General features: G+C 65.1%; 28 protein-coding genes and 2 riboswitches. Of the genes, 5 read left to right on the forward strand and 23 right to left on the reverse strand.

The features are described from left to right. Positions 1-10 precede the first annotated feature (10 nt). Genes cobO through EH199_RS17725 form a run of 6 tightly spaced genes read right to left on the reverse strand, consistent with a single transcriptional unit; the run spans position 11 to position 5,101 of the window. Positions 11-637, reverse strand: coding sequence for a cob(I)yrinic acid a,c-diamide adenosyltransferase (gene cobO / locus EH199_RS17700; protein ID WP_066653789.1), 627 nt, complete (start codon positions 635-637; stop codon positions 11-13). After that, a complete protein-coding gene (gene cobF / locus EH199_RS17705) occupies positions 627-1,406 on the reverse strand; it encodes a precorrin-6A synthase (deacetylating) (protein ID WP_124810532.1) in 780 nt (259 codons plus the stop codon). Before cobF ends, cobO begins: the two co-directional genes overlap by 11 nt. Continuing rightward, a complete protein-coding gene (locus EH199_RS17710) occupies positions 1,403-2,737 on the reverse strand; it encodes a cobyrinate a,c-diamide synthase (RefSeq protein WP_073977032.1) in 1,335 nt (444 codons plus the stop codon). Before EH199_RS17710 ends, cobF begins: the two co-directional genes overlap by 4 nt. Further along, positions 2,734-3,519 carry a precorrin-4 C(11)-methyltransferase gene (gene cobM, locus EH199_RS17715; RefSeq protein ID WP_073977031.1) on the reverse strand — a complete coding sequence of 262 codons (786 nt, stop codon included), beginning with the start codon at positions 3,517-3,519 and terminating at the stop codon, positions 2,734-2,736. Before cobM ends, EH199_RS17710 begins: the two co-directional genes overlap by 4 nt. Beyond that, positions 3,516-3,896 (reverse strand): cobalamin biosynthesis protein, encoded by a 381-nt coding sequence (locus EH199_RS17720; RefSeq protein WP_066653889.1) that lies wholly within the window; start codon positions 3,894-3,896, stop codon positions 3,516-3,518. Before EH199_RS17720 ends, cobM begins: the two co-directional genes overlap by 4 nt. After that, positions 3,893-5,101 carry a bifunctional cobalt-precorrin-7 (C(5))-methyltransferase/cobalt-precorrin-6B (C(15))-methyltransferase gene (locus EH199_RS17725; RefSeq protein WP_066673515.1) on the reverse strand — a complete coding sequence of 403 codons (1,209 nt, stop codon included), beginning with the start codon at positions 5,099-5,101 and terminating at the stop codon, positions 3,893-3,895. The genes EH199_RS17720 and EH199_RS17725 overlap by 4 nt, the downstream gene beginning before the upstream one ends. Here EH199_RS17725 and EH199_RS17730 point away from each other — a divergent pair. Then, positions 5,100-5,861 (forward strand): cobalt-precorrin-6A reductase, encoded by a 762-nt coding sequence (locus tag EH199_RS17730; RefSeq protein ID WP_066653801.1) that lies wholly within the window; start codon positions 5,100-5,102, stop codon positions 5,859-5,861. The genes EH199_RS17725 and EH199_RS17730 overlap by 2 nt on opposite strands. Here EH199_RS17730 and cobJ read toward each other — a convergent pair. The 12 genes from cobJ to EH199_RS17790 all read right to left on the reverse strand — a co-directional run bounded on the left by cobJ (position 5,825) and on the right by EH199_RS17790 (position 20,344). Beyond that, positions 5,825-6,598, reverse strand: coding sequence for a precorrin-3B C(17)-methyltransferase (gene cobJ, locus EH199_RS17735; protein ID WP_124810533.1), 774 nt, complete (start codon positions 6,596-6,598; stop codon positions 5,825-5,827). The two genes, EH199_RS17730 and cobJ, sit on opposite strands and share 37 nt — an antisense overlap. 11 nt (positions 6,599-6,609) lie before the next feature. Then, a complete protein-coding gene (cobI, locus tag EH199_RS17740) occupies positions 6,610-7,347 on the reverse strand; it encodes a precorrin-2 C(20)-methyltransferase (RefSeq protein WP_053556447.1) in 738 nt (245 codons plus the stop codon). After that, complete coding sequence (locus tag EH199_RS17745) at positions 7,344-7,973, reverse strand: precorrin-8X methylmutase (RefSeq protein ID WP_066653804.1); 630 nt, start codon at positions 7,971-7,973, stop codon at positions 7,344-7,346. Before EH199_RS17745 ends, cobI begins: the two co-directional genes overlap by 4 nt. Beyond that, positions 7,973-9,118 (reverse strand): cobalamin biosynthesis protein CobG, encoded by a 1,146-nt coding sequence (locus tag EH199_RS17750; protein WP_073977030.1) that lies wholly within the window; start codon positions 9,116-9,118, stop codon positions 7,973-7,975. Before EH199_RS17750 ends, EH199_RS17745 begins: the two co-directional genes overlap by 1 nt. Then, positions 9,115-12,399: a cobaltochelatase subunit CobN gene (gene cobN / locus EH199_RS17755; RefSeq protein WP_073977029.1), complete on the reverse strand. Its 3,285-nt coding sequence runs from the start codon at positions 12,397-12,399 to the stop codon at positions 9,115-9,117. Before cobN ends, EH199_RS17750 begins: the two co-directional genes overlap by 4 nt. 10 nt (positions 12,400-12,409) lie before the next feature. Then, a complete protein-coding gene (gene cobW, locus EH199_RS17760) occupies positions 12,410-13,447 on the reverse strand; it encodes a cobalamin biosynthesis protein CobW (RefSeq protein WP_073977035.1) in 1,038 nt (345 codons plus the stop codon). 181 nt (positions 13,448-13,628) lie between these two features. Next, positions 13,629-13,857, reverse strand: a riboswitch (cobalamin riboswitch). A gap of 29 nt (positions 13,858-13,886) precedes the next feature. Next, positions 13,887-14,426: a hypothetical protein gene (locus tag EH199_RS17765; protein ID WP_124810534.1), complete on the reverse strand. Its 540-nt coding sequence runs from the start codon at positions 14,424-14,426 to the stop codon at positions 13,887-13,889. After that, positions 14,398-15,444, reverse strand: a complete 1,047-nt coding sequence (locus tag EH199_RS17770; protein WP_073977028.1) for a HoxN/HupN/NixA family nickel/cobalt transporter — start codon at positions 15,442-15,444, stop codon at positions 14,398-14,400. The genes EH199_RS17765 and EH199_RS17770 overlap by 29 nt, the downstream gene beginning before the upstream one ends. Positions 15,445-15,525: 81 nt before the next feature. After that, the gene (locus EH199_RS17775; RefSeq protein WP_073977027.1) at positions 15,526-17,601 is read right to left on the reverse strand and encodes a TonB-dependent receptor domain-containing protein; all 2,076 of its coding nucleotides are present in this window, start codon (positions 17,599-17,601) and stop codon (positions 15,526-15,528) included. A gap of 133 nt (positions 17,602-17,734) precedes the next feature. Then, positions 17,735-17,971: riboswitch (cobalamin riboswitch) on the reverse strand. A gap of 511 nt (positions 17,972-18,482) precedes the next feature. Then, positions 18,483-19,091 carry a TetR/AcrR family transcriptional regulator gene (locus tag EH199_RS17780; RefSeq protein WP_124810535.1) on the reverse strand — a complete coding sequence of 203 codons (609 nt, stop codon included), beginning with the start codon at positions 19,089-19,091 and terminating at the stop codon, positions 18,483-18,485. 23 nt (positions 19,092-19,114) lie between these two features. Beyond that, positions 19,115-19,903, reverse strand: coding sequence for an SDR family oxidoreductase (locus EH199_RS17785; RefSeq protein ID WP_124810536.1), 789 nt, complete (start codon positions 19,901-19,903; stop codon positions 19,115-19,117). Positions 19,904-19,915: 12 nt separating this feature from the next. Then, positions 19,916-20,344: a tautomerase family protein gene (locus EH199_RS17790; RefSeq protein WP_124810537.1), complete on the reverse strand. Its 429-nt coding sequence runs from the start codon at positions 20,342-20,344 to the stop codon at positions 19,916-19,918. 225 nt (positions 20,345-20,569) lie between these two features. Between EH199_RS17790 and EH199_RS17795 the strand changes: the two genes are divergently transcribed. Then, positions 20,570-21,421 (forward strand): alpha/beta fold hydrolase, encoded by an 852-nt coding sequence (locus tag EH199_RS17795; protein WP_124810538.1) that lies wholly within the window; start codon positions 20,570-20,572, stop codon positions 21,419-21,421. Next, a complete protein-coding gene (locus tag EH199_RS24990; RefSeq protein WP_255420457.1) occupies positions 21,418-21,549 on the forward strand; it encodes a hypothetical protein in 132 nt (43 codons plus the stop codon). The genes EH199_RS17795 and EH199_RS24990 overlap by 4 nt, the downstream gene beginning before the upstream one ends. Before the next feature lie 11 nt (positions 21,550-21,560). Here EH199_RS24990 and EH199_RS17800 read toward each other — a convergent pair whose 3' ends face one another. Genes EH199_RS17800 through EH199_RS17820 form a run of 5 tightly spaced genes read right to left on the reverse strand, consistent with a single transcriptional unit; the run spans position 21,561 to position 24,797 of the window. Continuing rightward, entirely contained in the window at positions 21,561-22,088 is a 528-nt protein-coding gene (locus EH199_RS17800) for a helix-turn-helix domain-containing protein (protein ID WP_124810539.1), read from the reverse strand. 36 nt (positions 22,089-22,124) lie between these two features. Then, positions 22,125-22,730, reverse strand: coding sequence for a 2-hydroxychromene-2-carboxylate isomerase (locus tag EH199_RS17805; RefSeq protein ID WP_124810540.1), 606 nt, complete (start codon positions 22,728-22,730; stop codon positions 22,125-22,127). Then, complete coding sequence (locus EH199_RS17810) at positions 22,730-23,479, reverse strand: SDR family NAD(P)-dependent oxidoreductase (protein ID WP_223806746.1); 750 nt, start codon at positions 23,477-23,479, stop codon at positions 22,730-22,732. The genes EH199_RS17805 and EH199_RS17810 overlap by 1 nt, the downstream gene beginning before the upstream one ends. 44 nt (positions 23,480-23,523) lie before the next feature. Further along, positions 23,524-24,219, reverse strand: a complete 696-nt coding sequence (locus EH199_RS17815) for an SDR family NAD(P)-dependent oxidoreductase (RefSeq protein WP_124810541.1) — start codon at positions 24,217-24,219, stop codon at positions 23,524-23,526. Then, positions 24,216-24,797: a 2-hydroxychromene-2-carboxylate isomerase gene (locus EH199_RS17820; RefSeq protein ID WP_124810542.1), complete on the reverse strand. Its 582-nt coding sequence runs from the start codon at positions 24,795-24,797 to the stop codon at positions 24,216-24,218. The genes EH199_RS17815 and EH199_RS17820 overlap by 4 nt, the downstream gene beginning before the upstream one ends. 470 nt (positions 24,798-25,267) lie before the next feature. Between EH199_RS17820 and EH199_RS17830 the strand changes: the two genes are divergently transcribed. Then, on the forward strand, positions 25,268-25,615 hold the full coding sequence (locus tag EH199_RS17830) for a hypothetical protein (protein ID WP_124810543.1): 348 nt from the start codon (positions 25,268-25,270) through the stop codon (positions 25,613-25,615). A 58-nt stretch (positions 25,616-25,673) separates the two neighbouring features. Further along, the gene (locus tag EH199_RS17835) at positions 25,674-25,934 is read left to right on the forward strand and encodes a hypothetical protein (RefSeq protein ID WP_124810544.1); all 261 of its coding nucleotides are present in this window, start codon (positions 25,674-25,676) and stop codon (positions 25,932-25,934) included. Positions 25,935-25,974 lie beyond the last annotated feature (40 nt).

Genomic DNA, 25,974 nt, shown 5'->3' on the forward strand with positions numbered 1-25,974 from the left:
GGGGCGTCGCTCAGAATTCGATCCCCGCCTGCGCCTTCACGCCCGAACGGAAGGGGTGCTTCACCATGGTCATCTCGGTGACAAGGTCCGCCACCTCGATCAGCGCGTCGGGCGCGTTGCGACCCGTAACGATCACATGCTTCATGGCATCGCGCGCGGTCAGCACCGCCACCACTTCATCGACCGGCAGATAGTCATACCGCAGCACGATGTTCAGTTCGTCGGCCAGCACCATGTGATAGCTGGGGTCGGCGATCATGCGCTTGACCTCGTCCCAGCCGGCGCGGGCGGCCGCGATATCGCGCGTGCGGTCCTGTGTGTCCCAGGTAAATCCCTCGCCCATCGGCTTGAATTCGACATTGTCCGGAAAGGCATCGAACACGGCCTTTTCACCCGTTTTCATCGCCCCTTTGACGAACTGGACCACCCCCACTTTCATGCCGTGGCCAATGGCGCGAACCACCATGCCCAGCGCCGCGCTGGTTTTGCCCTTGCCCTTGCCGGTGTGGACGATCAGCAGGCCCTGTTCGCGGGTCTTGCTGGCCATGATCTTGGCCTGCGCGGTCTGCTTCTTGCGCATCTTTTCGGCGTGGCGGGCATCGCCGCCTGCAACTTCTACTTGGTTTTCAGGCTCCATCGGCCAATTCCCTTCGCATGAGATAGACATCCATGATCCAGCCATGGCGCGCGCGCAGTTCCGCCCGGCGCAACGCGATCCGGGGACCGGCTTGCGCCAGGGGGCCCTGTTCCAGCGCCTCGTGCGCCATGCCCAGATAAGCGCCCCACCAGATGGTGATGCCTTGCGGTTGCAGCCCCTCGAACGCGCCGCCGCTATCGAGCATGACGACAATCGTGTCGGCTCCGGCAGGCCAGCCATGGGCGCGCAGCAGCCGCCCGGTGGTGATCGTCACCGGGCCGGCCAGCGGGTTCAACGGCATGGCATGGGCGGCGGTCAACGCCTGAAGGCTGGTGATGCCCGGCACCACCCGCACGGTGATTTCAACGCCCGCGCTGCTCAGCCGATCGGCAATGCGCAAGGTGCTGTCATACAGCGAGGGGTCGCCCCAGACGAGCAGCGCCAGTGTGCCGCCACCGGGCAAATGCTGGGTGATCTGCGCCTGCCACGCATCCGCGATGGCATCATGCCAGGCATTGACGTCATCCAGATAAGTGGCCCCATTACCGCGCACTGGCCCACCTCTTACTGGCAGGTCAAATTCCACAATCCGCGTTGGCCCCGTCAGAACCTGCGCGCAGATCTCCCGGCGCAGGTCGATCAGGTCGGACTTGGCCTGCCCCTTGCGCGGCAACAGGATCAGGTCAGCTTGGTTCATCGCCGCCACGGCCTGCGCTGTCAGGTGATCGGGGTTGCCCGTGCCGATGCCGATCAGGTGGAGGTCGATCATTGGGCTTCTCGGCACGAAGCGGGCGCGATCATGTGGAAATAGCTGCCGGTGACATGGCCGCGATGCGATCCGCTTTCGGCCACCGCCGCGCCTTCGGCATCGGTCACAAGCGCCAGCGGCGCGTCGCTTTGTTCAACGATGGTGGAATAGTGGAACTCGTGCCCGCGCAGTCTGGTCCCGGCGGCAAGGCCCGATATCGGCACCAGCAGTTCGGCATGGCGATAGCCAAGGTGCATCTTGCGCTGGGCATGGCTGGTGACCAGCCCCAGCAGCCCGGCCATCCGGTGCCGTTCACCACTCTTGTCGATCAACCCCTGCCCCAGCACCATATAGCCGCCGCATTCGCCGTGAACGGGCCGCGTTTCGGCATGGCGGCGTAGGCCGGACAGGAATGTCGTGGCGGCGGCGATGGTCCCGGCGTGCAATTCGGGATAGCCGCCAGGCAGCCACACCAGATCGGCATGGGCGGCGGGCGCCTGATCGGCCAGTGGCGAAAACGGCAGGATCTCCGCCCCGGCGCGCCGCCAGCCTTCGATCAGATGCGGGTAGACGAACGAAAAGGCGGGATCGCGCGCCATGGCGATCCGCTGGGCCGGAGGGGCGGGCAGCTTGCCGCCGTCGGCTTGTGGTGCGGCACCAGCGGCAAGGCGAATAGCGTCAAGATCGACATGGGCGCGCAGGAACGCTGCAAACTCGGCAATCGCGCGATCAAGATCGGGATGCTCCACCGCCTGAACCAGCCCCAGATGGCGTTCGGGCAGGGTCAGGTCGCCGCGCCTTGGCAGGGCGCCCAGCACGGGGATGCCCACCGCCTCCATCCCCTTGCGGACCAGCCGTTCATGGCGCGGACTGGCCACGCGGTTCAGGATCACCCCGGCAAATGGCAGCCCCGGATCAAGGCTGCTGAACCCCAGCGCGGTGGCGGCGGCGGACTGCGCCTGCCCCGACACATCCAGCACCAGCACGATCGGCCAGCCCATCCGGCGCGCCATGTCGGCGCTGGCACCATTGCCCGACGCACCCTTGCTGGCCACGCCGTCAAACAGTCCCATCGACCCTTCGGCCAGCACCATGTCCGCACCCCCGACCTGCGCCGCAATGCCAGCGATCAGATCGTCCTCCATCGCCCAGCTATCGAGATTGAACGACGGCCTGCCACTGGCCGCGCGGTGAAACGCGGGGTCGATATAGTCCGGCCCGCTCTTGAACGGCTGCACAGCCAGCCCGTCTTCGGTCAGGGCGCGCAGCAGGCCCAGCATCACCGTGGTCTTGCCTGTGCCCGATGCGGGGGCGGCGATCATCAATCCCGGAGTCTGGTGGCGCGCGCTCATTCGACCGCACCGGCAAAGCGTGACGTGGCATCCTGCGGACGATAGCGGCGGTCATAACCGGGCGCGTAAAGGCTGCTTTCGGCAAAATCCTGTGCTGCCAGCACCCGCCCGACAAGGATCAAGGCGGTGCGCTCCATACTGCCCGCCACGGCCTGCTCGATCGTGTCGAGCGTGGCCCGGACAATCCGCTGATCGGGCCAACTGGCGCGCCAGACCACGGTGACGGGGCAATCTGCGCCATAGGCCGGCGTCAGGTCCGCCACCACTTGCGCCAGATTGTGGACCGACAGGTGAATGGCCAGCGTCGCGCCGGTCATGGCAAAATTGGTCAGGCTTTCGGCGGGCGGCATGGTGCTGGCGCGGCCCGGCGTGCGGGTCAGCACCAGCGATTGCGACAGCGCGGGCAGCGTCAGTTCTGCCTCCAGCGCAGCGGCGGCGGCGGCGAACGCCGGGACACCGGGCGTCACGGTAAAGGGAATGTCCAGCGCGCGCAGGCGGCGCAATTGCTCGCCCATCGCCGACCAGACCGAAAGATCGCCCGAATGCAGCCGCGCCACATCGTGCCCAGCGGCGTGGGCGGCGGCGATCTCGGCCATGATCTGGTCCAATTCCAGCGGCGCGGTGTTCACGATCCGCGCGCCCGGCGGGCAGTGATCCAGCACGGCCACCGGGATCAGCGACCCGGCATAAAGGCACACCGGGCACTCTGCGATCAGGTCGCGTCCACGCAAGGTCAAAAGGTCGGGCGCGCCGGGACCGGCGCCGATGAAATGGACGGTCATGTTGGGATTTCCTGAAGGTTGACGCTGGCAGCAATGGCGCACGTCGCCATGCGATCGGGGGAGATGTGGCGCGGCGACAGCAGGCGCGCACCCGCGCCAGCAGCGGCAAGCGCGGACGCTTCGGCAACGCTGCCGACGTGACGAGCGTTCAGGCTGGCGATGGAGCGCGTGGGGGTGGAAACGGCGGCCAGTGCATCGGACGCCACGCCCATCAGCGGCAGGTCCAGCACTTCGGCCAGCGGCACCAGCGCCGCAAGCTTGTCATGCGCCGCAGCCAGATGGGTGACCGGCGGCTGCCCCTGCCCCGCCAGCGCGAACGCGGCGCGCAGCGAACACAGGCTGACGCCCGACCGAAAGCCGAAGCCCGCGACAATCACAGCACCGCGCTCCATTGCACCACCGGATAGCGCGCGCGCCAGCCGTGGCGGCTGCCCAGCGGCGCGGCGTCGGCCAGTTCGATGCGCAGGAGGCTCCCGCCCGTCTGGCCATGCCACCGGGCAAGCAGCGCTTCTGATTCCAGCGTCACCGCATTGGCTACCAGCCGCGTTCCGGCGGGCAAACGCGCCCACAGCGCGTCCAGCAAAGCATCGGACAATCCACCGCCGATGAACACCGCATCGGGCGATGGTCCCGGTGGCAAGGTATCCGGCACCGTCCCGACGACCACCTTCAGCCGGTCAACGCCCAGCGCAGCGGCGTTGGCCCGCACACGGTCCGCGCGCACCGGATCCGCCTCTATCGCGCAGGCCCGGTTGGCCGGGTGGGCCAGCAGCCATTCGATCCCGATCGATCCCGATCCCGCGCCAATATCCCACAGCAGCTCACCCGCACACGGGGCCAGCGCCGATAGCGTCAGCGCGCGTACCGGACGCTTGGTCAACTGCCCGTCGGACGCAAACCAGTGATCCGGTCGGCCCGCCGTCAGCGGCAAGGACGGGCCATGCCCGGCACACTCGATCCCGGCCGCTACCGGATGGGCGATGTCGGTGAAAGACAGCCCCTCGGCGCGCGCGGTGCGAACCCGTTCGCGCGGCCCGCCCAGCGCTTCCATCACATGCAACGCTGACGCGCCAAAGCCTTGGCCGGTCAGATAGTCCGCCAGCGCGGCCACCGCCGCGCCATCGCGCAACAGTGCAATGACGCGCCGCCCTGGTGCCAGGTGGGGCTTGAGCCGATCTAACGGCGCGGCATGGAGGCCAAGACAGGCCACATCCTGAACCGGCCAGCCCAGCCGCGCAACCGCCAGCGTGAAGGTGGAAGGCGCGGGGATCGCAACCCATTCGCCCGGATCAAGCAGGCTCGCCACACTGCTTCCCGCCCCGAACCAGAACGGATCGCCCGATGCCAGCATCACCACCCGCTGCCCGCGATGTTGCATCAGCAGGGCAATGCCATCGGCAAAGGGTACTGGCCATTCGATCATGGTACAGGTAATCGCGGGCAGCAGCGACAGGTGCCGTGCCGGTCCCATGACCAGTCCGGCCTGCGCCAGCGCCGTGCCGGCGGCGGCGGAAAGGCCGTCCGGCCCGTCCTCGCCAATGCCGATGATCGTCAACCACGCTTCAGGAGCCATATCAGCCATGCCCAACGTCCTCCTGCTGGGCGGCACGACAGAGGCCAGCGCGCTTGCCCGCCTGCTTGGCGCGCGGGGCATTGCGACGACGCTCAGCTATGCCGGACGGACCGAAAACCCCCGCGCTCAACCGGTGCCGGTGCGTGTCGGCGGGTTCGGCGGTGTGGCGGGGCTGGCCGATTATCTGCGCCACCACCGCGTGACTCATCTGGTGGACGCGACCCACCCCTTTGCCGCAACGATGAGCAGCCATGCCGTGGAGGCGGCCCGTCTGGCCGGAGTGCCTCATGTAGCGCTGACCCGCCGGGCGTGGCAATCGGTCGCCGGAGACCGCTGGACCCGCGTTGCCAGCATCGACGGTGCGGTGGCAGCGCTGGCAGGCCCGACCCGCCGCATCATGCTGGCGCTGGGCCGGATGCATGTGGCAGCCTTCGCTGCCCAGCCGCAGCATCATTATCTGTTGCGCTTTGTCGATGCGCCAGACCAGCCGCCGGGCTTGCCCCATCACACCCTGATCGTCGATCGCGGGCCGTTCACCGCAACAGGCGACAGCGCATTGATGGAGGCGCACGCCATCGATCTGGTGGTGTGCAAGAACGCTGGCGGGCAAGGCGCTGAGGCCAAGCTGATCGCGGCGCGGTATCTGGGCTTGCCGGTCCTGATGATTGATCGCCCCGTCGTTCCGGACCGGGCCGAATGCTATCGCCCTGAAGATGTGCTGGTGTGGCTGGGTCATGATGCCGAACCCAAGGCCGAGCGGGGCGTATAGAGGATGGGGCTAGGCTTTCGCGCACTTGGGCGTTCGATGATCCGCGTCAGGCTTGATCCGACGATCACCATGGTCCGCATGTCGGCCATGTCTGCACGGGCCTGACCCAGCGGTACGATCCGCAATTGCTCGTCCGGCGTCGATACGGCGCGGGCGAACAGGATCGGGCGATCCGGGCCGCACACTTCGCGCAGCAGGTCCAGTACACGTTCGAAACCTTCGGGCCGGGCTTTTGACCTCGGGTTGTAGAAGGCCATAGCAAAGTCCGCCTCTGCCGCCAGCCGCAACCGTTTTTCGATCAAATTCCACGGCTTGAGATTGTCCGACAGGTTGATCGCGCAAAAATCATGACCCAGCGGCGCCCCCGCCCGCGCGCTGGCGACCAGCATCGCGGTGATGCCGGGCAGCACCCGGATGTCGAGATCGCGCCAGTGGGCCGGGCCTGCCTCCAGCGCCTCGAACACGGCGGCGGCCATCGCGAAAACGCCCGGATCGCCCGATGATACCACCACCACGCGCCGCCCCTGCGCCGCGAGGTCCAGCGCATGGGCGGCCCGGGCCAGCTCCACCCGGTTATCGGACGGATGCAGTGTCAGCCCGGCGCGCGGGGCGATCCGGGCGACATAGGGAATATAGCCGATGACATCGCTTGCCCCGGCCAGAGCGGCGGTGACTTCGGGCGTAATCAGCGCCTCGTCGCCCGGCCCTAGACCGGCGATGGCCAGCCAGCCGCTCATGGCCCCGGCACTCATGGCCGGCGCCCCTGGCCGTGAATCAGCAGGATCGAGAAATAGGGCGTGACCGTTTCGGCCTCGATCAGCCGCGTGACCCGCTGACCTGGCATGGCGGCATGTTCGACCAGCCATGCCGCATCCTCGCGCCCGGCAGCGGCCACCGCGCGGCGCAGTTTGGGCAGGTTGCGCCCGATCTTCATCACCACCAGCGCATCTGTATCGCGGATGCGTCGCACCAGTTCATCCTCGGGCAGGGTCGCCATCGCGATGGTCAGCACATCGTCGCCCCAGGTGATCGGGATGCCGGTTGCGTTCCACGCCCCGGCCATGCCGGTGATACCCGGCACCACTGCCACCGGAACCGTGCCCGCCAGCCGGGTGTGCAAATGCATGAACGAACCGTAGAAAAACGGATCGCCCTCACACAGCACGACCACGTCTTCGCCTGCCTGCGCCAGCATGACCAATCGCTGCGTGCATTCGGCATAGAAAGCGGAAAGACAGTCGTTGTAGCGCGGGTCGGATAACGGAATCTCGGTCGTCACCGGATATTCCATCGGGATTTCGATCACGTCGGGGCGGAGCATTCCTTCAACAATCCGCCGCGCCTGACCCGGCCGCCCGGCCTTGCGGAAATAGGCCACGTGGCGGGCGCCGCGCACCAGCCGGTCGGTGCGAACGCTCAACAGATCGGGCGCACCCGGACCCAAACCCACGCCGTGGATCGTCCCGCAGGAAAGGGCCGCGCTCATTCGTTGCCGCTCGCCAAAGCGTTGATCGCAGCAACCGTGATCGCGCTGCCGCCCAGCCGCCCTTCAACGATGCAGCACGGCACCGGCGGCGCGGCCCATAACGCGGCCTTGGATTCGGCCGCGCCGACAAAGCCCACCGGACAGCCGATGATCGCCGCAGGGCGCGGGCAATCGGGATCTTCCAGCATATTCAGCAGATGGAACAGCGCGGTTGGCGCGTTGCCGATGGCCACCACCGCGCCTGCCAGATGCGGCCGCCACAGTTCCAGTGCGGCGGCAGAGCGGGTGTTACCCATTGCCCGCGCCATGTCGGGCACTTGCGGCGCATTCAGGGTGCAGATGATCTGATTATCAGCAGGCAGCCGCGCACGGGTGATCCCTTCGGACACCATCCGCGCATCGCACAGCACCGGCGCGCCAGCGGCCAGCGCCGCCCGCGCCGCACTGGCAAAGCCGGGTGAGAAGCGGATATGCGCGGCAAGGTCCACCATCCCGGCGGCGTGGATCATGCGCACCGCCACCGGTTCCTCATCAGCGGAAAAGGGCGCCAGATCGGCTTCGGCGCGGATCGTGGCGAAAGACTGGCGATAGATGGCCGCGCCATCGGTTTCATAGATATGGGGCATCAAGCGGCTCCGAAATGGGCGAGAAGCTCGGCTGGGCTGAGCGCAGAGCGAACTGGCAACGCACCGGCGGGTGCGTTCAGGGAAAGATCGAACAGGCCATCGCGGCCGGTCAGCGTGACATCGGCGGCGCGCTGGCGGGCGCAGCCCTTGGCACAGCCCGAAACATGCAGCCGCCCGGCGACATGCGGTGCAAGGCGGCGGGCAAGATCGCGGGTTTCAACCGAGGCCTGCGGGCAGCAGGGCGCGCCGGGGCAAGCATCGACATGCAGCAGCGGGTCGGCAGGATTATCGATCAGCCCACCGGCGCAAACGGCAGGCGCGCCTTCCACCAGCAGCACACGCCACGGCGTGATCCGCACCGCTGCGGCGGGCGATGCTTCCACCATCCCGGCCAGTATCCGCGCCTCTATCCGGCCAAACGGCAAGCCATAGGCCCAACTCCCATCACGGAGGCCCAGATCATGAAGGCCCGGCACGATGCAAGCAGCCGACGGCGCGGGCAGAATGTCGCCACAGGCCCATTCGGGCAGGACCAGCCGGTGTCGCGCCATGCGCCCCGCTTTCGCGCCGCCGCTGGCCGCAAACCAGTGGGCGAGCGCGATCAGCGCGTCCACTTCCCTGCCAGCAGCAACCGCCATACCGGTGGCGCGGCCATCGGCGCGCAGGATCAGACCGCCATCGCCGCCGCGCTCAATGCGGAAATCGCCCGCCTCGCCACCCAGAATGCAGGTCTGACCGGCATCGATGGCAAAGCACACTTTACCGGGCAGATCGGGCAACTCATCCAGCCGGGTCAGCAATGCGCCCGCAATGCGGTGGCTGTCATCACCGGCGCGCCAATCCGGCGCGACCAGAATGTTGCGCCGCTGTTCGATGACAGGGTCAGGGTCCACCAGATCCAGCACAAGCAACCGGTCGAGCAGCGCCTGCCAGCCAGTTTCAGGCACCCCGCGAAGCTGGAGATTGGCGCGGGCGGTCATGTCGATCAGGCCATTGCCGTGCACCACGGCGGCATCGCACAGGCCCAGCACTTGCGCCCGCGTCAGGCGGCCAAGCCGAGGCTTTACCCGCACCAGCAGCCCGTCGCCCGCCATCATCGGGTGCCAGGCATCGGGGCACCAGCCCTTCACCGCAAAACTGCTCATGCCCTGTCCTCAAGCCTTGGCAGGCTGGCGAGGATGGAATTGCGCCGGGTCTGCCACAGCCCGGCGGCATGGAGCGCGGCAAAGCGGGCTTCCATCGCCGCCAGCGCAGCCGGATTCTCGCGTTCAAGAAATGCGCGAACATCGGTCTGGCCCAGTGTCGCGTCGTGATAAAGGTCGAACAGATGCGGCGGTACGCTGCCTGAAAGGTGCGCAAAGGCACCCATATGGTCCAGCGTCGCGGCCAGTTCTGCCCCCCCGCGAAAGCCGTGCCGCATCATGCCCGCCACCCAGCCTGGGTGCGCCGCGCGGGCGCGGACCACGCGGGCGATCTCTTCGGTCAGGGTGCGCGCAACGGTGCGCCCCGGATCGCGATTGTCGAGGTGGTAGAGCGCCGCCGAACCACCGATCAGCGCCTTGGCAGCGGCAAAGCCCGCCTCGTGCGCGGCATAATCGGCGGCCAGCAGCAGATCGGTTTCGGGCAAGTCCTGAAGATGGACAAAGGCGTCCGCTCCTTCAACACGCTGGCGCAGGCCGTCAGGATCGGCAAAGGTTCCGATCGCATCGGAGGCTGCGTCAAACGCATGGTCCGATGCCGCCAGCCATGCCTCACCAGCAGCGCGCCGGGCCGCTTCAGTATAGACCTCGGCTGCATCGCCAAGACCCAGTCCATAGCTGCCGGGGGCCGGGCCATAGACGCGCGGTGCCGCAGCCTGCCCTGCAAACGGGTTCCAGTCCGCCGGTTCATCGCGCAAACACAGCGCGCGCACCGCTTGGCCAAACAGTATCGGCAGCGCAGGAAAGGCATCGCGGAACAGGCCGGAAATCCGCAACGTCACATCGATACGCGGCCGGTCCAGCAGCGCCAGCGGCAGGATTTCGATGCCTGTTACCCGTTCGGACGCGGTGTCCCACAGCGGCTTTGCGCCCAGCAGGTGCAGCGCCATGGCGAATTCCTCGCCCGCCGTGCGCATCGTGGCCGATCCCCACAGATCGAGCACCAGCCCGCGCGGATAATCGCCGTGATCCTGCAGATGCCGCCGGATCAGCTCCTCTGCCAGTGTCACCCCTTGGGCATGGGCCGCGCGTGAAGGCACGGCGCGCGGGTCTATCGCATAAAGGTTTCGCCCGGTTGGCAGCACATCGCTGCGCCCGCGAAAGGGGGAGCCGGAGGGACCGGGCGGAACGCGGCGTCCGTCGAGTGCCGCCAGCAATCCGGCCCGCTCGGCTGCGCCCTGATCTCCCCGCCCGAACACATGCAGCCCGCCACCGAACTGGCTGTCCTTTACATCGCAAACGAAGCGGTCGATCCGGGTGATCGCCTCGACCAGCGTGGCCGCGTCATCAAGGCCCAGTTCCGCCTCAAGTCCCAGCACGCGCGCTTCGTCGCGGATGTTCACTTGCAGACGGTCGCGGCGGGCCGGGTCCAGCCCGCCAGCGTTGGAGAATTCATCCAGCAGCGCCTCGATCCGGGCCAGCCCCGCACCGCTTTGCGTTTGCACCAGTGGCGGGGGAACGTGCCCGATCGTAACCGCGCTGATCCGGCGCTTGGCCTGCGCCGCTTCGCCGGGATCGTTGACGATGAACGGATAGATCACCGGCATCGCGCCGGTCAGCGCCTCGGGCCAGCAAGCATCGGACAGCGCGACTGATTTGCCCGGCAGCCATTCCAGTGTGCCATGTGCGCCGACATGCACCAGCGCGTCCACGCTTCGCTGGCGCAGCCACAGGTAGAACGCCACATAGCCATGGCGCGGGCAGCGGGACAGGTCGTGATAGTCGCCGTCGCGATGGGCGCGCTCGCCGCGTTCGGGCTGCAAGGCTACCAGCGCGTTGCCGATGGGCAGCGCGGCAAAACGGAACGCGCCATCGGCGGCGGCAGCATCGGCTTCCGGCTCGCCCCATGCGGCGAAAAGTTCAGCGCGCAGGGTATCGGGCAGTGCTGCCAACGCCTTGCGGTACTCTGCCAGCGGCCAGTGCTGATGTGTGCATTCAAGGAGCGCTGCCAGTCCGGCCTGCGCGTCAGTGGCATATCCCGCCTCGGCCAGATCGGCCAGGATCGCCTCGGCAGAAGCCAGCGCATCCAGCCCCACGGCGTGGGCGATCTGGTATGCCTTGCCGGGATAAGTCGACAGGACCAGCGCAACCCGCCGCTCGGCAACCGGCGTTTGGGCAAGTGCGATCCAGCCCGCTACCCGCGCGGTGATCGCTTCGATCCGGCCGGCATCGGCGCGATGGATGGTACGGGCAAAGCCAAGCGCGGGATCGCGCGTCCCCGCCTCCTTGAAGCTGGCGATGCCTGCAAACACCCGCCCGTCAATTTCGGGCAGCACCACATGCATGGCAATGTCTGCGGGGGAAAGCCCGCGCGACGCCGCCGCCCATCCCGCGCGCCCGGACGTGGCCAGCGCCAGCTGAAACACGGGAACGCCCGCGCCATCAAGCGGGGTGGCGCCGTCCTCGCCCCGCGCGGAAAAAGCGGTAGCGTTGATGATCGCTACCGGGCCAAGTCCGCGCACCCAGCGGTCCACCTGTTCGCGCACCTGCGGGGCTTTCAGCGAGGGGACGAAGATCGACAATGCATCGAAACCGCGCTGCTCGAACGCGGTATGCAGGGCGGCAAACGGGTCCAGATCGTGGGCGGTCAGGTAAGAACGATAGAACACGATCAGGACCAGCGGCCTTGCCGGATCGCGCACAAAGGCTTCAGGATCGACCACGCCAAAGCCGGGATGCCAGCCTCCCGCCATCGGCAGCGGATCGCATGTCCGGGCGGGGGCATCAATCAGCCCCGCCAGCTGCGACAGCGCGGCAAGCGCCGCCTGCGCCGCCCCTGCACCGCCAGCATCGCACCACTGCGCAAGTTCGCGCAATGCAGGCACCGGCACGGTCGAAACCGCATCCAGCCGCGCGTCCTCCCAGCCGTCGCCGGGCAGCACGGCCAGGGCGATGCCGCGCGACCGGGCCAGCGCCTCGACCTGTTGCAGCCCGTAGCTCCAATAGGGCGTGCCGCCGATCAGCCGGATCAGGATCGCCTTTGCACCCGAAAGTGTCCGCTCGACATACGTGTCGACCGACAGCGGATGCATCAGCGCCGCCAGATTGGCGAGCCGCAGCGAAGGGAACGCCACATCGCCCGCGCGGGCCTGATGCCATGCCGCCGCGAATGCGCCCAGGTCGCTGTCCGAAAAGGACAGGACCACCAGATCCGCAGGCTCTTGCCCCAGATCCTGCGGGACGGCGGTTTCCTCCATCCCGTGCGTTTCGCGGAAAATGACGTGCATGGCCCGCGCCTTACGCCAGCAGCACCGCGCGAATGGCGTCTGCATCGACATGATCGTGCTCGGCAATGGCGACCAGCGTGGTGCGGCGCGGCTCGTCAGGCCGCCACGGGCGGTCGTACTGGTGGCGCACCCGCGCGCCTACCGCCTGCACCAGCAGCCGCATCGGCTTGCCCGCAACGGCGGCATAGCCCTTCACGCGCAGGATATGGTGATCGCGCGCCAGCGTTTCGATCCGCGCCACAAGCACTGCCGGATCGGCGATCTCGCCCCATGCGATGACGGTGCTGTCAAAGTCGTCGTGCTCGTGGTCGTCATCTCCATCATGGTGCGATGGGCGCGCGGCGATGTCGTCCTCGGCAGCGGCATCAAGGCCCAGAATCACGCGCGGATCGACCACGCCTTCGGTCAGTTCGATCACCGGAACCGGGCGACTAAGCTCCGCCGCGATGATCGCGCGCGCTGCGGCGACACCTTCCGGACCTGCCAGATCAACCTTGGTCAGCAGAATCATGTCGGCGCAGGCAAGCTGGTCCTCGAACACTTCCGAAAGCGGCGTCTCATGATCGATGCTGGGATCGGCGGCGCGCTGGGCGTCAAGCGCGGCCACATCGGGCGCGAACCGGCCTGCCGCCACCGCTTCGGCATCGGCCAGCGCCAGCACACCGTCCACGGTGATCCGGCTACGAATCGCGGGCCAGTCAAACGCCTTGAGCAGCGGCTTGGGCAAGGCCAGACCCGATGTCTCGATCAGGATGTGATCCGGGCGCGGATCAAGCGCCAGCAGCTTTTCCACCGTGGGGATGAAGTCATCCGCCACGGTGCAGCAGATGCAGCCATTGGCCAGTTCTACGATGTTTTCCGCCGGGCAATCCGGAATGGCGCAAGATTCCAGAATCTGGCCATCCACGCCCAGCGAGCCGAATTCGTTGACCACCACCGCCAGCCTGCGCCCGCCCGCATTGCGGATCAAATGGCTGATGAGCGTGGTTTTCCCCGCGCCCAGAAAGCCCGTAATGATGGTGACAGGCACCTTTGACAGGTCGGCCACAAGCAATTCCTCCGCGCGCCAGAGCGACAAACGGCGGGGCTTGCCGGACAAGTCCGGTCGGCGCATCGCAACGGGCAGGCGCGATGAAGCACCCGTTACCACGCGGCCGTGCAGCCCCAGCCGCACAGCTTCGTCGCTCAGACGGAGAGTTACCGTGCCGTGACCATCCCCTGGATCAGGCAAGAGCGACCGGTGCGCCGGCAGGTCTCCTGGCTCGCGGGTCACAGCTTGATGCACGCCTTCCCAGACTTTGCGCCAAAGCGCTGTCCAGTGGCAGCTCCTGTGTTCAGGAGCATGTGCATCGCGCTATCCGCTTACAGTTGCAGGGACAGCCACGGATTTGGGAGCAAGCTCCCGCACCGCATTCCCGATTAAGCCCCTTGCGGGGCACCGGCGCGATCATTGAAGGGCGGGTTGCCCCGGTCCTTCGCCGCGCGCTCTAGACGAAAATGCCAGCCAAGCCAATTGAAGTTGTTGCTTCATCCTCTTTACGCCATCGCCTTATCTCGGATGGGTTGGCTGCCAGGCGCTCGATCGCATCGCAGGGATAAGTCCAGAGCGTTATTTCGGTTACGCCTTTTCTGATCCTGGAAGCCCCCGATAGGGCCAAGCGGCCGTCCTTGGCCCACCGTGTTCGCTCGCGGGACGTGATGCAGAGAATATCCTCGACCTGCCGTTGACTGACAGGCTTGCACGCTATCCGGAAAAGCCGTTTCCGTATGGCATCGACGAGATCTTCCGCAGCCTGCCTTGAATTCGGATCAAAGACACAACTTTTTCTGGATTTAACGAATGTTCCGTTGGAACGAGCCATCAGCATCCGGATCGCCGCGTCGCGCTCGCCGTGATGTACGCGAAGCCCGAGCGGCATTCGGACATCAAGATCGATTGAGACGGTGCAGGACTGGTCATCGTGGCTGAGTATGACGCAACGATCCACGCAGTGACGGTCAGGCAACGACCGAAACCTCGATTTCATCGAACCGCTTCCAGCGATAGATCGCGTAACTCGCCAGCCAGCAGAACACGAAAAGACCGATGATGGCGAAGCCCAGACCATTGAAATTTTCGCCCAGTTCAGCGGCGACCCGCCATGGCCTACCCGTAAGGGCCAGCTTGTCGCCAATCAGGGCCAGCGTTTCGATTCCACCAATGACAATCGCCACGATGGCCGAGATCAGGGTAATGGTGATGTTGTAGTAGAGCTTGCGGATCGGCTTCACGAAGGCCCATTCATAAGCGCCCAGCATCACCACGCCGTCCGCCGTATCGATGAGGGCCATACCGACCGCGAACAGGGCGGGCAGGACCAGGATTGTCCCGATCGACAGGCCATCGGCGGCCTGGCTGGCCGACATGCCCAGAATGGCAACTTCGGTTGCTGTATCGAACCCAAGCCCGAACAGAAACCCCAGCGGGGCCATATGCCAGCTTTTGTTCACGAGGCGGAACATCGGCCTGAACAGTCTGGAAAGCAGACCGCGCCCACCCAATAGCAGATCAAGATCGTCCTCGGCATAGCTGCCGCCTGCACGAACATGGGCAAAAGTCCGCCAGACAGAGCGCAGGATGACCAGGTTCATGCCGGCGATCGTGAACAGGAAAAGCGCGGAAATCACGGTTGCAATCACGCCACCGATTTCCTTGAAAGCGCCAAACTGCGACAGCGCGCTGGCCGTCACCGCAATGATGATCGATGCTATGGCAATGATTCCGGAATGCCCGATCGCGAACCAGAATCCGACCGAAACCGGACGCTGCCCGTCCTGCATCAGCTTGCGGGTCACATTGTCGATCGCCGCAATATGATCGGCATCAACCGCGTGACGCAGGCCCAGCCCCCAGGCAAGCACGGCGGTGCCGAGCATCAACGGCTGTGCATGAAACAGGCTGAATGCCCAGACCCAGACGCCAATGTTGGCGGCGATCAATCCGGCAAACAAGGCACCAATTCGTCGGCGCAGAGACAGGGACGGCAGTGTCTTCGTGAGGGGCATGATTGGCTCGGCGATTGAGGAATGAACAAACGAAGGACGGTGCCGCAGACGTGCCGCAGCGCCGCCCATCAAGGGATTTCGCTAGAAATTGACCTTTGCGCCAATCCTCACAGTTCGAGGCTCGACCACGCGGCTCAACCGGCCTTCCACCGGAGCACCTGCATCAAAGGCGGGGATGTAGGACTCGTAATAATAGGCGATGTCCTTGTCTCGGCTGTCGAAGATGTTCAGCACTTCTCCAAATATCTCGACCTTCTTGCCCTTCCACGCGGCCCGGGCATTCATGACCGTGCTGCCCCGATCCCGGACACTGTTGTCCTCGACAAGCGGAGAAGGTCCAAGGTGGCGCACCCGAATGCTGGCTTCCCAGGGATCAAGAATGATGGCGGCACCTGCTGAAGCCGCGTTCTCGAATGCATTGGGGATGTGATCGCCATTGTCGAAGCGCGCATGGCTGGCGGTATAGTTTCCATCAAGCGCAAGCCAAGGGAACGGCCGCCAGAAGGCGACGATTTCATAGCCATGACGCCCACTGGCACCCGACGGTTCAACAGCATTGGAATCGCCAATGAAACGAAGTTCGCTGCCGACATGCAGCCACCAGTAAGTCGCGGTTAACGTGACCCCTGAGAATTGAATGCGTCCTCCCAGTTCCTTGCCAATGCCGCGAACCAGAACGGGAACAGGCGTGTCCCTGTTGACCGCACCCCGAACATCATTGGAATGGAATCCACGGCCCCAGTTGGCGTAGAGTTCAAGATGCGGCGTAACCTGATAGGCGATTGACGCCTTGGGAGAGAGAATCGACGCTGAGCCACTGCCTTCGCCCAGCGACGCCGCAACAGAATCTCGTGCACGCACGGAATAGTGATAATAGTCCCCGCGAAGACCACCTGTCACACGCAGTCCCGCCAAGGGTTTCCAAGCGACTTCGCCGTAGAGCGCGGAAGACAATTCCCCGACCCGGTAGTGCCCGAGTGACGCAAGAAATGCGCGGGCAGCCGTTCGATCGACACCAACATTCCCGACGGCGTCGTATCTGTTTTCGGTGCCAAGGCTCACAGCCAGACTGTCAGCGATTTCCCAATGTTTTTGTGCGGACAGCCCGAGGACCCAACGCCGGTCGAACTGCTTGATCTGCGCGCTTGTGCTATCCGGATCGGTGTAAGTGGGGTTCGAGAACATCGACCAGTCATAAAACTGGGCATAGACATTGGCGCGCCATGTCGGTTGCTTGACCGCGATGTTAGCCACCAGGCGCGTCGTCTCACCCCGCGCGGAAGGATCTGGAGAGCAGAACACATCCGCACACAACGCCGTGCCGATAATGCGCTCGGGGATTTGCTCGGTTGGGTGCCATGTCGCCCGGTAGGCATGGAGAGATGCCTCCAATGTGCCCGCACCGGTCGGCATCCTATATTTCGCGAACCCCGAGTAGTGGCGCAGACGTTCAGGTTCCTGCCACGGTCCGTCATAGGTCTTGGCCTGGGCGACAAGCGTGAGGTCTCCAGCACCCAGGTCGTGCAATGTTCCGCCCGCAGCGACGCTGCGCCAACCATATGATCCAGCCTCGGCCGATGCCCATGGCCGGTCATAACCCTTGATGGTCGTCATATAGGCTGCTCCCGCCAGAGCGAAATCACCGCCATCGGCGCGGTAGGGCCCTTTACGAAAATCCTCCCGGCCCACGATCTCCGGAATGAGCCCGTTGAGGTCGAGATAGCCATGACCATGTCCGTGGGTACGAAAGTTCATCTGCACATCATCGATATAAGTACTGAAGTCAGACCCATGGTCGAGGTTGAAACCGCGCAGGAAATACTGGTTGGCTTTGCCGCTCCCCGAATGCTGGGCTGCAACCAGCCCCGGCACCGCTTCCAGCAGTTCGGCCACGCGGAGAAGAGGCCGCACGAGGAGATCGGCCCCTCCGACGCTTCCTTCGCTCGCTGATTTGGCAGTGCCGATCATGGCCTCACCGCGACCGAAAACCACAATGTCGTTGCCTGCCACGACTGCATCCGCGCTTGTTTGCGATCCCTTTTCAGAGGTTTCGGCAAAGGCCGGTGTTCCGATACAGATCAGCGGAAGTGCGCTGCTGGTAGTAATGGTCTTGATCACGAAATAGTCCCCCGGCGTCTTGCGACGTGGCCGGGGCATACCCGCGCGAACGGGCGACACGCGCGGCGACCGGACGCCATGGGTGGCCGACGCACGTCTCCGATGCGACCCCAGCCGCTCGTTCGTCGCTCAGACGGAGTTCACCGTGCCGCAGCCATCCTCTGGACCAAGGCAAGAGCGACCAGACGCCGGCAGGTCTCCTGGCTCACGGGTCACAGCTTGATGCACGCCTTCCCAGACCTCGCATGATTTAGCGTCCGGCCCAGTGGCTGCCCCTTCAAATGAGGAGCGATGTACATCGCGCTATCCGCTTACAGTTGCAGAGACAGCCACGGATTTGGAAGCAAGCTTCCGCACCGCATTCCCGATTAAGCCCCTTGCGGGGGGCACCGGCGCGATCAATGAAAGCCGGAATGATCCGGTTCTCGATCCCTCGTCTAACTGAAGTGATCGGAAAAGCCAATAACGCTTGGAGTAGGGATTGAATCAACGATTACTGCATCCCGCGCCACCATTGCCATTGGCACGGCCAGAGCGCACCAACCGCGCGCACTCGATTTGAATGGCGGGTTTTCACTGAACCTATCGTTGGCCATCGGACTCCTGTACGACCGGAAGTGGTCGCTAGCCGTCTATGCGCCGTGATGGAAAGTGCCGCCCCGATAGCGGCCGTTCGCGGCACTCAAGACCCTCCCTGATACCTAGCCTCTGTTCACCTGGTATACCGTCCCATGCTTTCAAGGTCATCGACGCGCGCGCCTTGCTGACCCCGGTGGAGTTGGCCGCACGCAGCGTGGAAATGTCAGATCCGCACGGAATTGAGTCAGCCCCCCTTTTGCACGCCGGTCCACAATCGAGGATACCGCGCCCCGTCCTTGATCGGGCCAGGGCATTGCCCGAACGATGGTGCAGCAGGCGCGTCAGGCAGGCGGGGAACGCCAGGGCGCCGAAGCGATGCGCAGGGCGGCCTCGCAGCCCGCCTTGGCCAGCCGGGCGGCAATCTCCGGGTCGGTCTCGATGCGCATGAGTTGCAAGGTGCCGAGCATGGCCCCGAAAACAACGCTGGCCCGCTCGCTACGCTCGTCGGCATCGCCACCCGCGGGCAGGTTCTCCGCGATCAGGCGCACCAACCCGAGGTTCCGGGGGGTTAGGCGGTGGCGCGTCGCCTCGCTTTCCCGGGCGATTTCGGGGCCAAGCGCGGAGATGGCGCAGCCCAGCCCCATATGGTCACGATGGATCGGGCGCAGATACCTCCGCACGATCGTCTCGAGCTTCTTGTCATCCGGGCAATCGGCAACGGCTTTCTCGAAGTAGGCATGCGTCGACGCGCTGGCATATTCCAGCGTCTCGGCAACCAGATCCGCCCGCGATCCGAAATGGGAGTAGAAACCGCCATGGGTGAGGCCGGCGTCGGCCATCAGCGGGCGTACACCCACCGCCGCGATCCCTTCGCGGCGGAATCGCTCGGCGGCGTGTTTGAGGATCGCCTCGCGCGTCGCGCGCTTATGGTCCTCGCTGTATTTTGCCACGTTTACGCCACCTTCCTGAAATTCTAGCCGCCCTTATAGCGTTCGGCGACTTGCCCGCTGAGCACTTCCTTGAAGAACGCCTGGCGCGAGGTTTCGATTGCGTCCCAGATCGCGGGCGAGCCAAGGCTGGGGATGGTCACTTTCTCGCCCTGTTCCAGCCCGCTGAGCGCGGCATCGACAAGCTCTTCGGCGGAAAGGTAGGCGGTGTCGGGGAAGACGGAATCGCTGAGACCCTGCGACGTGAAAAACTCGGTGCGGATCGGCCCCGGCAGGATGGCCTGGATGCGGATGTCGCTATTGGCGTATTCCATTTGCAGGGACCGCGTGAAGTTCAGCACGAAGGCTTTCGAGCCGCTGTAGGACGCCCCTCCTGCGGAAGGGCCAAAGGCGATGACCGAGGCGATGTTCACGAGCGTGCCGGTACCCGCCTTGCGGAACCCCGCAAGCGCGGCGATGGACAGGCGGGTGAGCGCGATGACGTTGAGGCGGATCAGCGCTTCCTGCGCGTCGGCTCCGGTGGTGGCCGTGGGGCCAAGGCCGCCCGCGCCGGCGTTGTTCACCAGCATGGCCACGGGCTCCTCTTCGAGGCGGCGTTCGAGCCGGGCGAGATCGGCCGGATCGGCGAGATCCCCTATCCAGCGTTGGACGCTGATGCCGAATTCGGCTTCCAGCCTTGCGCCAAGGTCGGCGAGGCGATCGGCGCGGCGCGCCACCAGCAGCAGGTCATAGCCCTGCGCGGCAAGCCGCTGGGCGTAAACGGCGCCGATGCCCGATGAGGCTCCGGTGATGACGGCGGTCTTCCTGTCGGACATGGGCGTGCTCCGTCAGTCGTGCGTGCGCGGGGAAGGGCGGTTTTCGGCGCGCCACCTTTTTTCGTCTTCGGTATCGGCGCGCGGCGGAAAATAGCCGTTGATGGACCAGTAGTCGAACGGCGTCTCGTCGATGTGGAACTCCCAGTCGAAGCCCCGGTCCTCGACATAGGGTTTGAGCAGCGTGTTGACGCGATCGATGAAACGGCGGCTGATCTCGATGCTGGGGAAAGAGCGCGCGATGTGTTCCATGACGATCCGCACGAACCGGTCGGCGGGCTTGCCGGCCACGTAGAAATTGCGGGCGTCAATCGGCTGGAACACGATCCCCACGTAAAAGCGCGGCATGACAGTGCCGTAAAGGTCGGTGATCTTCTCCGCAAGCTCGGCCTTGTCGCTGTCCGAATAGGCATCGGCGGGATGATAGATTGTCCAGAGCGGCATGGGTCTCTCCTGTCAGGCACCATTGGATTACACTTGTCATGATAAGGTTGCCGGATTACATGTCAATTGTAATGTTAAATGGAGCGGTCGATGGAAGCGCTGAATGAAACGGGTCGGAAAGTGTCTGGAGCCGTCGGGCGCCGAGCGGTGCTAGGCCTGGGTGGTGCTGCGATCGTGGCCGCCGGCGCCGTGTTACCATCGGCCGCCCTCGCGCGATCCGCGGGCATGCGCCACGGGGATGCGCCGACACGTTTCGTCGAGGCCAATAGCGTGCGCTATGCCTATCGCCGCTTTGGTGCCGCGCAGGGTGTGCCGCTGGTCTTTCTGCAGCATTTTACCGGTGGGCTCGACCATTGGGATCCGGCGGTGACCGACGGATTGGGGCGCGGCCGCCCGGTAATCCTGTTCGACAACGCCGGTGTGGGCCTTTCGGGCGGCGCCGTCCCGCCGACCATCGAAGCCATGGCCGGCCACGTGGCGGCCTTTGCCGACGCGCTCGGTCTCCAGCGTTTCGATCTTCTCGGCTTCTCGATGGGCGGGATGGTCGCCCAGGCCTATGCCAAGCAACACAGCGATCGCCTGCGCCGGCTCATTCTCGTTGGCACGGGACCGCGCGGCGGCGACCCGACGCCCTACCAGGCCGACGTTGCAAAACATGCGCGCGGCAACGGCAACCTCGACGATTTCCTGTTTCTGTTTTTCGGACGGTCGGAGGCGGCGGTCGCTGCGGGCAAGGCATTCTGGGATCGCCGCCACCAGCGCACTACCAACCTCGACGCGCCGATAAGGCCGGAATCCATCGTGGCGCAAGTTGCGGCAGCGCGCGACTGGGCGTTACCGAAGGGCGAACGGTTTGCCGACCTGAAGGCGATCGCGGTGCCCACGCTCGTCGTGAACGGGTCCGAAGACGTGATGATCCCCACGATCAACAGCTTTTACCTGCAACAGCACACTCCCGGCGCCCAACTCATCCTCTATCCCGACGCGGGGCATGCCTCGCACTTCCAGTATCCCTCGCTTTTCGTGGAACACGCCGGCCTGTTTCTTGATTCTCCGCCGCCGGGCAGCTTGGCATGACGCGGTGGCAAATGGACCGGCAGCGCCTTGCGGCGCTGTGGCAGCACTTTCTGGCGTTTGGCCGCGTGACCGAAGCGATCGACATGGAGGCAGCCGAGCGCCGTCGCCGGCGGCAACCTTGGGCCTGATTTAGGCCGCGTCAGGCGCGCTTGCGCTTGCGCGTACCCTCTGGCGGCGCGGAAACGCTCGCGGCGATAAACGGAATATTGTGCGGGCGCGGTGCGCCGGGGCCGGGATAGACAAGGACCTGCCGCGGATCGAGCGGTTCGCCGCATTCGGAACAGGCCAGAACGGGATCGCATTCCGAACCGCACAGCGCATGGACGTGCACCAGCGGGCGGCCCGCCTTGTCCGAAAGATGTTCGTCCCCCCAATGCACCAGCGACATCAGGATCGGATAGAGGTCCAGCCCCTTGGGCGTGAGGCGGTATTCGTGGCGCGGCGGGTCCTGCTGATAGGCAACTTTGGTCAGGATCGAGCTGTCGGTGAGCTTCTTGAGCCGTTCGGCAAGGATGCCGCGGCTGATCCCCAGCCGTTCCTGGAAATCGTCGAACCGCCGCACCCTGAGGAAGCATTCGCGCAGGATCAGCAGCGTCCAGCGATCCCCGATTACCGACATGGTCCGGGCTAGCGAGCAGGCCTCCTCATCCAGTTCGTTCCACCGCATCTCTGTCTCCGTCCGGGTAATTTTGATTTGCTGACGCTAGGCAAGGGCGGCGTCGACGGCTTCGTATAGCCGATCCTTGCCAAAATAGATGGCGTCGCCAACAAAGAACGTTGGCGCGCCAAAGGCGCCGCGCGCGACCGCGCGGTCGGTATTGGCGATGAGGCCGCCCTTGACCTCGGGGGCCTGGCTTCGGGCCGCGATTTCTCCGGCCGGAAGGCCGGCCGCATCGAGCGCGCGGGCGAACACCTCCGGATCGTCCATCTTGAGGCCATCACGCCACATCGCGCAAAACACCGCCTCGACATAAGGCGCGAACAGGCCGAGATGCTGCGCCGCGATCGCTCCCCGCATCAGGGTGAGCGTGTTCACCGGGAAATGCGGGTTCATGCGATAGTCTGCGATGCGATGGCGGGCGCAGAAGCGATCGATTTCCAGTCGATCGTAAGCGAGCTTGGCCGGGATATGCGCGAAGGCGGTCGCTGGAGACTGGTTGTTGGTCGCCTTGAAGATGCCCCCCAGAAGAACGGGCACATACTCGAAGACGACCGGCTGCCTGCTTTCGATCTGCGGGATGACGCGGTGGACGAGGTAGGCGTTGGGAGATCCGAAATCGAACAGGAACGCGATGGCTTTGCCCGTCATCACCAGGTTTCTCCGTAGGGGCGGATTTCCTGCTCGAAGGTCCAGGCGGTCCGCGGCTGGTTGAAAAGATCCCAATAGGCGTCGGCGATCGCGTCGGGCGGCATCAGCCGGTCCGGATCGAGCGTCTCGAGCGCGTCGGGGCCTTCGCGCTTGGCGATGAGGTCTCGCACGAAGGCGGTATCGACGCCGGCGTCGATGATCAGGTGGGCGACGTGAATCTTCTGGGGCCACAGTTCGCGCGCCATGGACTGCGCCACCGCGCGCAAGCCGAACTTTGCGGAGGCGAAGGCGGCAAAGCCCTTGCCGCCGCGCAGGCCGGCGGTGGCGCCGGTGAAGAAGATCTTGCCGCGCTGCCGGGGCAGCATGATCCGCGCGGCCTCGCGCCCCGTGACGAACCCGGAGAAGCAGGCCATTTCCCAGACCTTGCGAAACACCCGGTCGGTGGTTTCGAGTATCGGGAAATTGACGTTCGCGCCGATGTTGAAGACCACGAGTTCGAGCGGTGCCGCGGCTTCGGCCTCGGCCAGAAAGGCCGTGACGTCCTCGGGAATGCGGGCGTCCAGCCCGCGCGCCGCGATGCGGCCGCCCTCGGCCTCTATCTCGTCGACGAGCGGCTGGAGTTTGTCGCCGTTGCGGCGCCCGGCCTGCACGAGATAGCCTGCCCGTGCGAAACGCTTCGCAATGGCGCCGCCGATATAGTCGCCGGCACCGACGATGGCGACCGAGGCCTGTTTGGGTTCGATGATCACGCCGTTCCTTTCGCTTTTGCCACTGCGGGGGAAGCCTGCCCGCGCTACCAGACTTCGCCCGCCGGCCTGATTTCCGTGCGGAACGACCACGCGCTTTTGGGCTGGTGCGCGACATGGAAGGCTTCCGCCGCGATGTCGGCCGGTTGGATGAAGAAGTCGTCCGGCTTGTCGGGGAAACGCTCCCGCGTCCACGGCACGTCGATCACCGCGTCTATCACAAGATAGGCGACATGGATGCCCTTGGGGCCGAGCTGGCGCGCGATCGACTCCGCAAGAATGCGCTGCGCCGCCTTGGTCGGAGCGAAACCTGCGAACAGGGCCTTGCCGCGCTCGGCGGACGTGTTGCCGGTGACAAGGATCGATCCGCCTTCGGCTTCCATGTGCGGCACGGCCCACCGCGCGATATGGTACAGCGCCATGACGTTGATCCTGAAATTGGCTTCGAGCACCGAGGGATCGACATCCAGGAAATTCCCGAACGCGCCGCCCACCGCGTTATGTACGACCGCCTTTACCGGGCCGCCGGCCGCTGCCGCTTGGTCGAGCGCTGCATGGAGCGCGTCGGGATCGCCAACGTCGCAGGGAAGGGCGAAACTGTCCGGAACCTCGCGCGCCAGCGTATCGAGACGGCCGACGTCGCGGGCCAGCATGGCAACGCGGTAACCGCCTTCCGCATAGCGCCGCACCAGCGCGGCCCCGGTGCCCGGACCTACGCCGGTGATGATGGCAAGTGGTTTCATGGCTGGGCCTCCAACGCGGCTGCGACAAATTCGAGACGATCGTTGCCGAAGAATTGCTGTTCGCCGACGAAAAAGGTTGGCGCCCCGAAGATGCCCCGTTCGGCGGCTTCGGCGTTGACGGCGGCCAGCTCGGCTGCGGCTTCGGCGCTGCCAAGATCGCCGAGCGCAGCCGCGTCGATGCCGGCGCCTTCGAGAATGGACGCAATATCGCCTTCGCTCGCGATCGGGACTTGCGACGCCCAGACCGCCTTGAACAGCGCGCTGGCAGCGGTTGCCGCCAGTCCCTTTCGCCGCGCGGCAAGCATGGCGTGCAGCATGGCGCGGGTATCCATGTTCGCCATCCCCGGATTGGGGGCAATCGGCACCTGGTAATGCATCGCCCAGCGCCGCAGGTCCTGCTGGAGATACCGGCGCTTTGCCTGGCAGGTGACGCTGGTCGGCACGTTGCCGACCTTGCCCATCACGTCGAGAACGTCGAACGGCCGGTAATCGATTTCGGCATTCAGGAGCGGCAGCCGCGTGAGCGCGAGATAGGAGTAGGGGCTACGGAAATCGAAGTGAAATTCAAGGCTCCGCATGGCTGGAAATCCTCCCGAAAGTGTCCGCGCCTTTCGCGGATTCGCACTCTTTGTTAGTTCTAAAATAGAACTAACTCAACCAAAAGCTATCGACGCGCCGAAAGCAGGCGTTGGTTTATGCGGCGGGCGCAGCGGCCTTTGCAACGTTCCCTGCGCTTTCCACGTAGTACTTAGACGCTGGGCCAGGCGGCCAAGGGGTACCCAACCGTCATCATCTTCGAACCGGGCGATTGCCTCACGGATCGGCGGCACGGCTGCGCTCGGCGCCTGCTTGGACGTCGCAGGGCGTAAATCAGTGCTTGCGGGTTCGCCATCGGTTGCAGCGATGGTAGCAGGTGGTGCACGGCCATAGCTCGGGCAGATCGCGTCACCGAGGCCCGGAACGCAGCACCCAGAAGATGCTATTCAACACGCTCCGACAACTGCCGCCTGCATTGCCGCCACCCATTGTACCGTGTACGGGCTGGAGCATGGCCAGAGCTGATAGACTGGAACGGCTTGATAACCGTCGTGCCGAACTCGAGGCGGACTACGCGAAGGCGCTGATCGAGGCCCTGCGCGTCACCGCCGCAGGCCAATGGGGCCTGTTCGGGCACAATGCGGATCGCATATCGCGTAATGCCGCGACGCCGTTTGTCGACAATCTGCTCGAAACAGGCAAGGCGATCGACCAGATGCGAGAGCAGCTGGCCATGTCGCCGTTCGATCTGCACCAGGAGTTCCTGGCATCGCGCGGCCCGGTCAAACCGGACGCAGTCGGCGAGCCCAAGCAGGCGCAAGCTTGGCTCGACCGGCTCGGCGAGGCCAGGCAAGCGTGACGGCAACCCCTGATCGCACCGCGCCTCAAAGCGGCCAGCCTGCACGCGAGACTGGTTCGTGGCCAGAAAACGCCGTTATCTGACAGCCACCATGCCTGACGGCTATGTGAAGACCATCGGGCCGACGACCGACAGTTTCACGCATTACTGGCGGATTGTGGCGACACTGGCGAACGGCAAGACGGAAGTCTTCTGGGGGCACACCCGTTCGCTCACAGAAGCGCGCCGCAAACGCCTTGCTCTCGCGGAAGCGGCGAAAATGCGAGGCTGGAGGGAATTTGCCTTCGAAATCGTCGAGCTCGTTGAAACGTCGGCTTAGTCCGCGCTGTTTCTGGAAATTGCAGATCGCCAAGCCGGCG

Origin of the sequence: Novosphingobium sp. LASN5T, assembly GCF_003856955.1 — a bacterium.
Lineage (GTDB): Bacteria > Pseudomonadota > Alphaproteobacteria > Sphingomonadales > Sphingomonadaceae > Novosphingobium.

What these genes read in the sequence shown, in the direction of transcription:
- cobO (WP_066653789.1), bottom strand. Translation starts at nt 637, where the DNA reads ATGGAGCCTGAAAACCAAGTAGAAGTTGCAGGCGGCGATGCCCGCCAC.
- cobF (WP_124810532.1), bottom strand. Translation starts at nt 1,406, where the DNA reads ATGATCGACCTCCACCTGATCGGCATCGGCACGGGCAACCCCGATCAC.
- EH199_RS17710 (WP_073977032.1), bottom strand. Translation starts at nt 2,737, where the DNA reads ATGAGCGCGCGCCACCAGACTCCGGGATTGATGATCGCCGCCCCCGCA.
- cobM (WP_073977031.1), bottom strand. Translation starts at nt 3,519, where the DNA reads ATGACCGTCCATTTCATCGGCGCCGGTCCCGGCGCGCCCGACCTTTTG.
- EH199_RS17730 (WP_066653801.1), top strand. Translation starts at nt 5,100, where the DNA reads ATGCCCAACGTCCTCCTGCTGGGCGGCACGACAGAGGCCAGCGCGCTT.
- EH199_RS17725 (WP_066673515.1), bottom strand. Translation starts at nt 5,101, where the DNA reads ATGGCTGATATGGCTCCTGAAGCGTGGTTGACGATCATCGGCATTGGC.
- cobJ (WP_124810533.1), bottom strand. Translation starts at nt 6,598, where the DNA reads ATGAGCGGCTGGCTGGCCATCGCCGGTCTAGGGCCGGGCGACGAGGCG.
- cobI (WP_053556447.1), bottom strand. Translation starts at nt 7,347, where the DNA reads ATGAGCGCGGCCCTTTCCTGCGGGACGATCCACGGCGTGGGTTTGGGT.
- EH199_RS17745 (WP_066653804.1), bottom strand. Translation starts at nt 7,973, where the DNA reads ATGCCCCATATCTATGAAACCGATGGCGCGGCCATCTATCGCCAGTCT.
- EH199_RS17750 (WP_073977030.1), bottom strand. Translation starts at nt 9,118, where the DNA reads ATGAGCAGTTTTGCGGTGAAGGGCTGGTGCCCCGATGCCTGGCACCCG.
- cobN (WP_073977029.1), bottom strand. Translation starts at nt 12,399, where the DNA reads ATGCACGTCATTTTCCGCGAAACGCACGGGATGGAGGAAACCGCCGTC.
- EH199_RS17765 (WP_124810534.1), bottom strand. Translation starts at nt 14,426, where the DNA reads ATGAAATCGAGGTTTCGGTCGTTGCCTGACCGTCACTGCGTGGATCGT.
- EH199_RS17770 (WP_073977028.1), bottom strand. Translation starts at nt 15,444, where the DNA reads ATGCCCCTCACGAAGACACTGCCGTCCCTGTCTCTGCGCCGACGAATT.
- EH199_RS17775 (WP_073977027.1), bottom strand. Translation starts at nt 17,601, where the DNA reads ATGCCCCGGCCACGTCGCAAGACGCCGGGGGACTATTTCGTGATCAAG.
- EH199_RS17785 (WP_124810536.1), bottom strand. Translation starts at nt 19,903, where the DNA reads ATGTCCGACAGGAAGACCGCCGTCATCACCGGAGCCTCATCGGGCATC.
- EH199_RS17790 (WP_124810537.1), bottom strand. Translation starts at nt 20,344, where the DNA reads ATGCCGCTCTGGACAATCTATCATCCCGCCGATGCCTATTCGGACAGC.
- EH199_RS17795 (WP_124810538.1), top strand. Translation starts at nt 20,570, where the DNA reads ATGCGCCACGGGGATGCGCCGACACGTTTCGTCGAGGCCAATAGCGTG.
- EH199_RS24990 (WP_255420457.1), top strand. Translation starts at nt 21,418, where the DNA reads ATGACGCGGTGGCAAATGGACCGGCAGCGCCTTGCGGCGCTGTGGCAG.
- EH199_RS17800 (WP_124810539.1), bottom strand. Translation starts at nt 22,088, where the DNA reads ATGCGGTGGAACGAACTGGATGAGGAGGCCTGCTCGCTAGCCCGGACC.
- EH199_RS17805 (WP_124810540.1), bottom strand. Translation starts at nt 22,730, where the DNA reads ATGACGGGCAAAGCCATCGCGTTCCTGTTCGATTTCGGATCTCCCAAC.
- EH199_RS17815 (WP_124810541.1), bottom strand. Translation starts at nt 24,219, where the DNA reads ATGAAACCACTTGCCATCATCACCGGCGTAGGTCCGGGCACCGGGGCC.
- EH199_RS17820 (WP_124810542.1), bottom strand. Translation starts at nt 24,797, where the DNA reads ATGCGGAGCCTTGAATTTCACTTCGATTTCCGTAGCCCCTACTCCTAT.
- EH199_RS17830 (WP_124810543.1), top strand. Translation starts at nt 25,268, where the DNA reads ATGGCCAGAGCTGATAGACTGGAACGGCTTGATAACCGTCGTGCCGAA.